Raw genomic sequence first — 10758 nt, forward strand, 5'->3', positions numbered from 1 at the left:
AGTGATAGGGAGAACGAGTGAAGTATGGTTTATTTAAAATCAATCAATGCAGTCGGATTCAAATCGTTTGCGCAGCAAACCGAAGTCCACTTTGATCAAGGTGTGACAGCAATTGTTGGTCCGAACGGCAGCGGTAAAAGTAATGTAACAGATGCCATCAAATGGGTCTTAGGTGAACAATCTGCGAAATCTTTACGCGGTTCGAAAATGGAAGATATTATCTTTTCCGGCGCAGAACATCGCAAAGCGCAAAACTATGCGGAAGTTCGATTAAAATTAGATAATCATGCACATCAATTAAACGTTGAAGAAGATGAAATCATCGTCACACGCAGGCTGTACCGCAGCGGCGAGAGTGCGTATTATTTAAATAACGAACGTGCCCGTTTAAGAGATATCACGGATCTCTTTTTAGATTCAGGACTCGGCAAAGAAGCATTCAGTATTATCTCACAAGGTCGTGTAGATGAAATCTTGAATGCGAAACCAGCTGACAGACGTCAAATCATTGAAGAATCTGCAGGTGTATTAAAGTATAAAAAACGAAAAGCAGCATCTGTTCAAAAATTAGATCAAACAGAAGAGAACTTAAATCGTGTTGAAGATATTCTTTATGATTTAGAAGGTCGTGTAGAACCTTTAAGAGAAGAAGCAGCAATCGCAAAAGAGTATCAACATTTATCTAAAGAAATGAAGAAAAGTGATGTGTTGGTTACTGTTCATGATATTAATGAGTATAACGAAGCTATCAGTAAAGCAGATGAACGCTTAAACATCTTAAAGAGTCAACAAGCACAAAAAGAAGCGGATCAAAATCGTTATTCACGTACATTAGCTAATTATAAAGGTGAATTGAATCAACAAAACGATGAAATTGAACGTTTGAATTATCAGTTAGTACAAGCAACAGAAGCAGCAGAAAAATTATCTGGTCAACTGAATGTGTTAGAAGAGCGTAAACGTAACCAATCACAAACGAATGCACGTTATGAAGAAGAACAAGAGGCGCTAAAAGCACAATATGCGCAACTGATGGAAGAACAAAAACAAGCAAAAGCTGATAAACAAGCATTAACTGAAAAACAACAAACTTTATCTGCAGAAGTGAAAAAGCTAGAAGATCAATTGTATGTATCAGACGCAGACCACGAAGAACAATTAGAAGAGATTAAAAACAGTTATTATGATTTAATGTCTGAACAGTCAGAGGTAAATAATGATATTCGTTTCTTACAACGCACGATTGAAGAAAACGAAGCCAAACAAAATCGTTTAGACAGTCGTTTATTAGATGCGTTCAATCAATTAAAATCTATTCAGTCTGAAATTAACCAAATTACAACACAACAAAAAGAAAAACAACAACAATTAGCTTCACTAGAACAACAACAAAAAGATAATGAAACCCAATTGACTGAAGCAAAAAACAAACAAAATGAATACGAAGAAAAGCTATATCAGGCGTATCGTTATACTGATAAACTAAAAGCGAAAATAGAAAGTTTAACTAGTAGAGAAGAAGACTATACGTATTTCTTCAACGGTGTAAAACATGTCTTGAAAGCGAAAAATAATCCATTAAACGGTATCCATGGCGCAGTGGCAGAAGTGATTGATGTTCCGTCAGAATTAACGACAGCGATTGAAACAGCATTAGGTGCATCAATGCAGCACATTATTGTAGACACTGAAAAAGATGGGCGCCAAGCGATTGCGTATTTAAAACAAAATCGGTTAGGCAGAGCGACATTCTTACCGTTAAATGTTATTCAACCAAGACGTTTACAAGCTGACATTATGAACACTGCACAACAAGCAACTGGTTTTGTCGGTGTGGCTGCAGATTTAATCGGTGTTGATAACAAATATAGTGCAATTATTTATAACTTAATCGGTAATACGATTATTGTTGATGATTTAAAACATGCGAATGAATTAGCACAAGCGATTCGTTATCGTACACGTATTGTGACACTAGAAGGCGACATCGTGAATCCAGGCGGTTCTATGACTGGTGGTGGTCAACGTCAGACTAAAAGTATATTAGCACAACGTGACGAATTGACACAGCTGCGCGAACAGTTAAAACAATTCGAACAACAGACGGCTGAATTTGAACGTCAAGTTCAAGCCGTTAAAGATAAAGCCAATCAATTAAGCGAAACGTATCTACAAATCAGTCAACAATATAATGAAACGAAACAAGCGGTGCATAATATTGAATTAGAACTCGATCGTTTGAAAAAAAGCGAAGCACATATCAAGAGCGAGCATGAAGAGTTTGAATTTGAGAAAAATGACGGCTATCAAAGTGAGAAGAGCCGCAAAACGTTAGAAGCAAAACAACAACAGAAAGAACAGTTAGCGAATAAGTTAAAAGACTTAGAGCAACAAATCGAAAGCTTAACGCAACTTTCTAAAGAAGGTAAAGAAAGTACTGCACAATTACAACAACAGCTGCATCAAAAACAATCAGATTTAGCTGTGTTGAAAGAACGTAGTAAAACACAACGTCAACAACTTGAACGTATTGAGAATCAAATTAAACAGAATCAATTACAACAAGAAAAATTAGCTGAAGATATTGAGCTGTTCAACTCTGATGAAGTAACAGGTCAAAAAGCTTTTGAAACGATTCAAAAAGATATTGAACTGAAACAACAAGAAAAAGCGGATTTAAATGAACGTTTAGAAGTGTTGAAAGGCAAACGTCAGGAGACAAATGCCTCAATCGAAGAATTTGATGAAAAACTTCAAGAAACGCATCGTGATATCTTATCGATTGAAAACAGCTATCAAGATATCAAAGCAGAACAATCCAAATTAGATGTATTGATTTCACATAGTATGGATCATTTAAATGACGACTATCATTTAACATTCGAAGCAGCGAAAGAACTCTATGAACAAGATGAACCAATCGATGCTTTACGACAGAAAGTGAAATTAACGAAAATGTCGATTGAAGAATTAGGTCCAGTTAACCTGAATGCGATTGAACAGTTTGAAGAAGTCTATGAACGCTTTACCTTCTTAGACGAACAACGTACAGATTTACGAGAAGCCAAAGCCACACTCGAACAAATTATTCGTGAGATGGACCAAGCGGTAATGGATCGATTTAAAACAACATTCCATGCGGTACAAGAACATTTCTCAGAAGTATTTAAATCGTTATTCGGTGGCGGTCAAGCCGAGTTGAAATTAACGGATGATGATTATTTAACTGCAGGTGTAGAAATTATTGTACAACCGCCAGGTAAGAAGCTGCAGCATCTTTCATTATTAAGTGGCGGGGAGCGTGCACTTAGTGCCATCGCATTATTGTTTGCGTTATTAAAAGTACGTTCGGCACCATTTGTTATACTAGATGAAGTAGAAGCAGCTTTAGATGAAGCGAATGTGATTCGTTATGCGAATTACTTGAGACAATTATCTGAGAAGACTCAGTTTATTGTGATTACGCACCGTAAAGGGACTATGGAAGCGGCTGATAGACTGTATGGTATTACAATGCAAGAATCTGGTGTATCTAAACTGGTAAGTGTGAATTTAAATACGATAGATGAAGTGTTGAAGGAGGAAGAAAAATGAGCTTTTTTAAACGACTAAAAGATAAGTTTGCGGGCAAACCGACAGAAGAAGAAAAAGAACTTCAAGACTTAGAACAGACGGAATCGTCTGAAGAAGACTCGAAACCGGCTGAAAAAGAAGAAAAATCAACTTTACCTGAAGCAAAGCCTAAAGAAGAACCAAAAGAAGAGCCTAAAGATGATTTCGATTTTGATGACGGTTTAATTTCAATTGAAGAGTTTGAAGAAATTGAATCACAAAAATTAGGTGCGAAATTCAGACAAGGTTTAGAGAAATCACGTGAAAACTTCCAAGAGCAATTAAATAACTTGATTGCACGTTATCGTACAGTGGATGAAGACTTCTTCGAAGCTTTAGAAGAAATGCTGATTACTGCCGATGTCGGTTTCAATACAGTGATGGAATTAGTCGATGAATTACGTACAGAAGCACAACGCCGTAACATTAAAGAAACAGAAGACTTAAAAGAAGTTATTGTTGAAAAAATCGTAGAGATTTATCAACAAGAAGACGACAATTCAGAAGTAATGAACTTAGAAGATGGTCGCTTGAATGTTATTTTAATGGTCGGTGTTAATGGTGTCGGTAAAACGACAACAATCGGTAAATTGGCACACCGTTATAAAGCAGAAGGTAAGAAAGTGATGCTAGCTGCGGGTGATACATTCAGAGCTGGTGCTATCAACCAATTAAAAGTATGGGGTGAACGCGTTGGTGTCGATGTTATCAGCCAAAGCGAAGGTTCAGACCCAGCCGCTGTAATGTATGATGCGATTAATGCGGCGAAACACCAAGGTGTCGACATTTTAATTTGTGACACTGCAGGACGTTTACAAAACAAAGCGAACTTAATGAATGAGTTAGAAAAAATGAAACGTGTCATCGGACGTGCGGTTCCAGATGCACCGCATGAAGTATTGCTTTGTCTTGATGCGACAACTGGACAAAATGCGTTATCACAAGCACGTAACTTCAAAGATGTAACGAATGTAACAGGTATTGTATTAACAAAACTTGACGGAACTGCTAAAGGTGGTATTGTATTAGCTATTCGTAACGAATTGCATATTCCGGTTAAATATGTCGGCTTAGGTGAACGATTAGATGACTTACAACCATTCGATCCAGAAAGCTATGTTTACGGCTTATTTGCGGATATGATTGAACAAACAGTTGAAGAACATCAAGAAGAAACAGCAGAAACAACAGAAAACGACGGTGACACACCTGATGAGCAAAAATGATTTAGTTAAAACATTGCGAATGAATTACTTGTTTGATTTTTATCAGTCTTTATTGACGAAAAAACAACGTAATTATTTGGAATTATTTTATCTTGAAGATTACTCTTTGAGCGAAATCGCAGATACTTTTGATGTGAGTCGCCAAGCAGTATATGATAACATAAGAAGAACTGGTGATTTAGTAGAAGATTATGAAGCGAAATTAGCGCTTTATTCAAAATTTGAACAACGTCGTGAAATTTATACTCAAATGAAAGCATCTATTGAAGATCCGGATGCCTTGAAACAATATATCGAAAAACTAGAAGAATTAGAATAAGGAGGTCACTTGGATGGCATTTGAAGGATTATCCGATCGTTTACAAGCGACCATGCAGAAAATCCGAGGAAAAGGGAAAGTGACTGAAGCGGATATTAAAGCAATGATGCGCGAAGTGCGTCTTGCATTGCTTGAAGCCGATGTTAACTTTAAAGTGGTAAAATCATTTATCAAAACTGTCTCTGAACGTGCTTTAGGTTCAGATGTCATGCAATCTTTAACACCTGGCCAACAGGTTATCAAAATTGTTAAAGATGAATTAACGCAATTAATGGGCGGCGAAAATGCGACGGTTAATATGGCAAACAAACCGCCGACAGTTGTGATGATGGTTGGTCTGCAAGGTGCAGGTAAAACGACAACTGCAGGTAAATTAGCATTATTAATGCGTAAGAAATACAATAAGAAACCATTATTGGTTGCGGCAGATATCTATCGTCCAGCAGCGATTGACCAACTTCAAACAGTCGGCAAACAATTAGACATTCCAGTCTATAGTGAAGGCGACCAAGTTCCACCGCAACAAATCGTTGACAATGCGTTGAAACATGCCAAAGAAGAACATTTAGATTTTGTGATTATCGATACAGCAGGTCGTCTGCATATTGATGAAAAGTTAATGAATGAGTTAGCTGAAGTTAAAGAATTGTCTAAACCAAATGAAATTATGTTGGTTGTAGATGCGATGACAGGTCAAGATGCGGTTAACGTTGCCCAATCATTTGATGATCAATTAGGTGTAACGGGTGTTACTTTAACTAAACTTGATGGGGATACTCGAGGCGGTGCCGCTTTATCTATCCGTTCTGTTACGCAAAAGCCGATTAAATTTATTGGTGTCAGCGAGAAACTGGATGGTTTAGAGTTATTCCACCCAGAACGTATGGCGTCACGTATCTTAGGTATGGGCGATGTATTAAGCTTAATCGAGAAAGCTCAACAAGATGTAGATGAATCTAAAGCAAAAGATTTAGAGAAGAAAATGCGTACAGCTTCATTTACATTAGATGATTTCTTAGAACAATTAGACCAAGTTAAAAATCTTGGACCATTAGATGAAATCATGAAAATGATTCCAGGTATGGGAAAAATGAAAGGTATGGATAAACTGAATATGAGCGATAAACAAATCGATCATATCAAAGCGATTATCCAGTCTATGACTTTAGCTGAACGTGAAAGACCAGAAATCTTAAACGTTTCTCGTAAGAAACGTATCGCAAAAGGTTCAGGCCGTTCACTTCAAGAAGTTAACCGTTTGATGAAACAATTCAATGACATGAAGAAAATGATGAAACAATTTACTGGCGGAGGCAAAGGTAAAAAAGGCAAACGCAGTCAAATTGAAAATATGATGAAAGGCATGAACTTGCCGTTCTAATCGAAAAAAGGTGTTGTGAGCAGCGACTTACAACACCTTTTACTGTGCATCAAGTATGAAAAATGAAATCGGTAAAGAGAAACCTCTTTACAAACTTTCTGATACCTGTTATTATTATTTCTTGTAGAAAAGAAAACAAAGACTCAAAGGAGAGAATTATACATGGCAGTTAAAATTCGTTTAACACGTTTAGGCTCAAAAAGAAATCCATTCTACCGTATCGTAGCAGCAGATGCTCGTGCGCCACGTGATGGTCGTATCATCGAACAAATCGGAACTTATGACCCGGTTACTAAAGATGCGTCACAAACAGTTAAAATCGACGAAGAGTTAGCACTTAAATGGTTAGCTAACGGTGCGAAACCAACTGATACAGTTCACAATATCTTATCTAAAGAAGGTATTTTGAAAAAATTCGACGACCAACGTCACTCTAAGTAATTTAAGCTATAAGTTGCTTTAATCTCATAACCCTGAGACAATACACTTGTCTTAGGGTTATTATTAAGTATTGGAGCTTTTTTCACGAGACCAAATATTGGAGGCAATGTGCATGAAAGTAGAAGTCGGTAAAATTGTAAATACACATGGAATAAAAGGTGAGGTACGTGTGAAATCTAATTCAGATTTTACAGACACACGTTTTCAACCTGGTGAAGTTTTGACTTTGAATCACAAAGGTGAAGAAATTGCGTTAACGGTCGCATCTTATCGTATGCATAAAGGGTTCCATATGTTGACATTTGAAGGGATCAATAACATTAATGATGTGGAACACTTTAAAGGTGATATTCTGACACAAGAGCGTGATCATGAAGCAATCGAACTTGATGAACATGAGTTTTACTATTCCGACATTATCGGCTGCACAGTTTTCGATGGTGAAACACCGATCGGTCGTGTGAAAGAAATCTTTGAAACAGGTGCCAACGATGTATGGGTAGTTCAAGGTGATAAAGAATACTTGATTCCATATATCGCAGATGTTGTCCAAGAGGTAGATGTCTCAGGGCGCCGTATTCAAATTACGCCATTGGAAGGAATGTTCGACGAGTGAAAATTGATTATTTAACGCTGTTTCCAGAAATGTTTGATGGCGTATTAAATCATTCTATTTTAAAGCGTGCACAAGAGAAAGAGATTCTAACAGTGAATACCGTCAATTTCAGAGATTATGCGATTAATAAACATAATCAAGTTGATGATTATCCATTCGGCGGCGGTCAAGGTATGGTCTTGAAACCAGAACCTGTCTTTAATGCGATGAAAGACCTTGAGACGACAGAAGACACACGTGTGATATTGATGTGCCCACAAGGCAAACCTTTCTCGCAAGCTGTAGCAGAAGAGTTGAGCCAAGCAGAACACTTAGTGTTTATTTGTGGTCATTATGAAGGCTATGATGAACGTATCAGAGAACATTTAGTGACTGATGAAATCTCAATTGGAGATTATGTACTCACAGGCGGAGAACTGCCTGCGATGAGCATGACAGACGCGATTGTGCGCTTGATTCCAGGTGTACTCGGCAATCAACAGTCACATGAAGATGATTCATTCTCTGACGGTTTATTAGAATTTCCGCAATACACACGTCCACGAGAATTTGAAGGTATGAAAGTACCTGACGTCTTATTATCAGGCAATCACGCAAATATTGATGCATGGCGACATGAACAGAAATTAATTAGAACATTTGTCAAAAGACCCGATTTACTAACAAAGTATCCATTAACATCAGAAGATGAAAAAATACTTGAAAACTACAAAAACCAATTGAAAACCAAATAGCAGTGTGCTAATATTATTTAAGTGTGCTAAGCACGAAAAATCACTATGATCCGCTGCTATTTTGTTGTCGAGGCAAGAACATAGTTTGAAGGAGAGAATAATAAAATGAGTAATCACAAATTAATCGAAGCAGTTACTAAATCACAATTACGCACAGACTTACCAAACTTCCGTGCCGGTGACACTGTACGTGTACACGTACGTATCGTCGAAGGTTCACGTGAACGTATCCAAGTCTTCGAAGGTGTTGTAATCAAACGTCGCGGTGGCGGAGTTTCAGAAACTTTCACAGTTCGTAAAATTTCATCTGGTGTAGGTGTGGAACGTACATTCCCATTACACACACCAAAAATTGAAAAAATCGAAGTAACTCGTCGCGGTAAAGTTAGACGTGCTAAACTTTACTACTTACGTAACTTACGTGGTAAAGCTGCTAGAATTAAAGAAATTCGCTAATTTTAGACAGATAGACATACGAGTAGACCAGGCTGTTCCTAATCAAGGAGCAGTCTTTTTTTATTTGAATATCGTATGAAAATTCTGAAAAATTAGGTATAATGAAAGCATTCTATAAAATGAAGTCTTTATTTTTACAAGTACAACTAGAAAATCATCATAGAAGGAGTAGAAGTAAATGAAAAAGAAGGTTTTAGTAACGATTGCGATATTGTTATTCTTTGCGATTGTCGCAGTCAGTATTGTCAGGAACGAATTCACAGACCGTGTCAATCCGTTTCTAACGACTGAAAAATCATATGCGAAAGTTGAGAAAGGTACGCAGTTTTATGAAAATGTTCAAGCGTATTCAAAAGATGGAGAACGCGTGCCTTATAAGCTTACATTCAATGGTTTTGATCCTCAAAAAGAGAATGTCGTGATTATTCATAAAGGGAAATATGTGAAAGAAATTCATTATCTAGAAGCATTGCCCAAGGATGTAAAAGAATAAGAAATATTGATTTTAATAAGTGATTAAATTTAGCGTCTGTGTTAAACGTGATAATGAATTTAATATGTATTCAGATACTTCAGAAGCTAAATTATCAAAAGTAGCATATGAACGATAAAAGAATCGCCCTTTTAGTAGAGTGGGCGATTCTTTTATTTATATAGTTTAGATGGATTTGTCACTGTTCCAATCATCTTCACTTGGTTGTTGATGTGTATGATATTGATGGATGATCTCATTGTATTCTCGTTGGTTATGGCCTCTGTATGCCCATAATCTCACCATAGAATATACAATTTTAACATGTTTTAAGAGATGTCTTGTTTTAACATTGTTATACAAACCTTGTGCTTTCCACATTTGGACTGCGTCCTTTAAGTCATCTTCTTTTGGTACCATTTTAATATTGGGAAGGATGACGTCTTCGAAAATAGCGATTTCAACCATATATACAGGAATATCAAAAGATTCTCCTTGTAAGTTAATACTGCTTCTAAGAAACAGTAGGCTGTCTTCAAACTTCTTATTTTTTACCCAGTCTTCTGAAGTAGCGGCTTTAAACAATTCCATATATGTTGAAGGTAAATAGTATGGTACAGTTTCATATAACGCGTTGAGTGTTTGATAGGCTTCTTTTAAGGTTACGTGCGTAAGGTAATTATCGCTAATAGTAAAGATTTGACTTTTATATTTTGAGTTAATCAAATCTTTAATAGATTCGCTCGTCTCATGCTCTTCAAAGTAAACGTTATAGAGTTTAACCACAATTTTAATAGGGATAAAGCCATATAAGTTTACAAGCGATTCAAAGAATTTAATATCGGTTTCTGTGTATAAATCATCAAAGATATTGTCATGAATTTTATCGTGCATTAATGCGGGTAGAAACATTTTGACTTGGCTGATTGATAATTTGTTATGACACAACGCTTTCAACAAAGATTGCTGAAATTCGACATCTAATTCTTGATCAGTGAAATCTTCAATTGATTGTTTTAGAATTTCTTCTGGATGTAGGCCGCGCAAGCTGAAATATCGTTTTAAATGTTCAAATAAATCACAAGGTAAATAAAGCATATTAAGTTCGATATCACTAAATAAAATAAAGACAGCAATGTTCTCACCAGGGAGTTCTGCACCTACAAAGCTATTTCTATCTTCATAAACCATATATGCAAAAAGGATGCGTAATGGTGGCACGATTTGAATTAATTTTTCAAATAAGCCATAATCTCTCGTTACTTTCTCCGCAATAAATGTACATTTTTCAGCATCGGTCAGCTCTTCATAATTTTTAATATTAGCCATTACACAAATAAAATCTAAATTTTGAGTGCTATAACGATCAGATAAACATGTTTCAAAATCCATTGTTTCATATAATCTGCGTTTTTCTTCTATTGAAGCTAAATTAATGAGTTTTTTGTGTATCCAGTCTTCAAATATCGTTAATGGTGGATATTTTTGATTTAAACAGTAT

The 10758-nt window shown here is 36.3% G+C and carries 10 protein-coding genes; 9 read left to right on the forward strand and 1 reads right to left on the reverse strand.

Annotated features, from left to right (window positions below; genetic code table 11):
• Positions 1–24 precede the first annotated feature (24 nt).
• The 9 genes from smc to BU038_RS06430 all read left to right on the forward strand — a co-directional run bounded on the left by smc (position 25) and on the right by BU038_RS06430 (position 9278).
• The gene (smc, locus tag BU038_RS06390; RefSeq protein WP_107605322.1) at positions 25–3594 is read left to right on the forward strand and encodes a chromosome segregation protein SMC; all 3570 of its coding nucleotides are present in this window, start codon (positions 25–27) and stop codon (positions 3592–3594) included.
• Positions 3591–4838 (forward strand): signal recognition particle-docking protein FtsY, encoded by a 1248-nt coding sequence (ftsY, locus tag BU038_RS06395; protein WP_107605323.1) that lies wholly within the window; start codon positions 3591–3593, stop codon positions 4836–4838. Before smc ends, ftsY begins: the two co-directional genes overlap by 4 nt.
• Complete coding sequence (locus tag BU038_RS06400) at positions 4825–5157, forward strand: putative DNA-binding protein (RefSeq protein ID WP_002480671.1); 333 nt, start codon at positions 4825–4827, stop codon at positions 5155–5157. Before ftsY ends, BU038_RS06400 begins: the two co-directional genes overlap by 14 nt.
• A 13-nt stretch (positions 5158–5170) precedes the next feature.
• Positions 5171–6538, forward strand: a complete 1368-nt coding sequence (gene ffh / locus BU038_RS06405) for a signal recognition particle protein (RefSeq protein WP_107605324.1) — start codon at positions 5171–5173, stop codon at positions 6536–6538.
• Between the two features lie 162 nt (positions 6539–6700).
• Positions 6701–6979 carry a 30S ribosomal protein S16 gene (rpsP, locus tag BU038_RS06410; RefSeq protein WP_107605325.1) on the forward strand — a complete coding sequence of 93 codons (279 nt, stop codon included), beginning with the start codon at positions 6701–6703 and terminating at the stop codon, positions 6977–6979.
• Between the two features lie 112 nt (positions 6980–7091).
• A complete protein-coding gene (rimM, locus tag BU038_RS06415) occupies positions 7092–7595 on the forward strand; it encodes a ribosome maturation factor RimM (protein WP_002480674.1) in 504 nt (167 codons plus the stop codon).
• Positions 7592–8329, forward strand: coding sequence for a tRNA (guanosine(37)-N1)-methyltransferase TrmD (trmD, locus tag BU038_RS06420; RefSeq protein ID WP_107605326.1), 738 nt, complete (start codon positions 7592–7594; stop codon positions 8327–8329). Before rimM ends, trmD begins: the two co-directional genes overlap by 4 nt.
• A 105-nt stretch (positions 8330–8434) precedes the next feature.
• Complete coding sequence (gene rplS, locus BU038_RS06425; RefSeq protein ID WP_107605327.1) at positions 8435–8785, forward strand: 50S ribosomal protein L19; 351 nt, start codon at positions 8435–8437, stop codon at positions 8783–8785.
• A 178-nt stretch (positions 8786–8963) separates the two neighbouring features.
• Complete coding sequence (locus tag BU038_RS06430) at positions 8964–9278, forward strand: YxeA family protein (RefSeq protein WP_107605328.1); 315 nt, start codon at positions 8964–8966, stop codon at positions 9276–9278.
• A gap of 165 nt (positions 9279–9443) precedes the next feature.
• Here BU038_RS06430 and BU038_RS06435 read toward each other — a convergent pair.
• The coding region (locus BU038_RS06435; RefSeq protein WP_158262790.1) for a hypothetical protein at positions 9444–10758 on the reverse strand (1315 nt) is incomplete at its 5' end.

This window comes from Staphylococcus simulans, from assembly GCF_003043455.1.
In the GTDB taxonomy this organism is placed as follows: Bacteria; Bacillota; Bacilli; order Staphylococcales; family Staphylococcaceae; genus Staphylococcus; species Staphylococcus simulans_A.

Coding starts and splice junctions, on each gene's coding strand:
- smc (WP_107605322.1), top strand. CDS start 25: ATGGTTTATTTAAAATCAATCAATGCAGTCGGATTCAAATCGTTTGCG.
- BU038_RS06400 (WP_002480671.1), top strand. CDS start 4,825: ATGAGCAAAAATGATTTAGTTAAAACATTGCGAATGAATTACTTGTTT.
- BU038_RS06430 (WP_107605328.1), top strand. CDS start 8,964: ATGAAAAAGAAGGTTTTAGTAACGATTGCGATATTGTTATTCTTTGCG.
- ffh (WP_107605324.1), top strand. CDS start 5,171: ATGGCATTTGAAGGATTATCCGATCGTTTACAAGCGACCATGCAGAAA.
- rplS (WP_107605327.1), top strand. CDS start 8,435: ATGAGTAATCACAAATTAATCGAAGCAGTTACTAAATCACAATTACGC.
- ftsY (WP_107605323.1), top strand. CDS start 3,591: ATGAGCTTTTTTAAACGACTAAAAGATAAGTTTGCGGGCAAACCGACA.
- rpsP (WP_107605325.1), top strand. CDS start 6,701: ATGGCAGTTAAAATTCGTTTAACACGTTTAGGCTCAAAAAGAAATCCA.
- rimM (WP_002480674.1), top strand. CDS start 7,092: ATGAAAGTAGAAGTCGGTAAAATTGTAAATACACATGGAATAAAAGGT.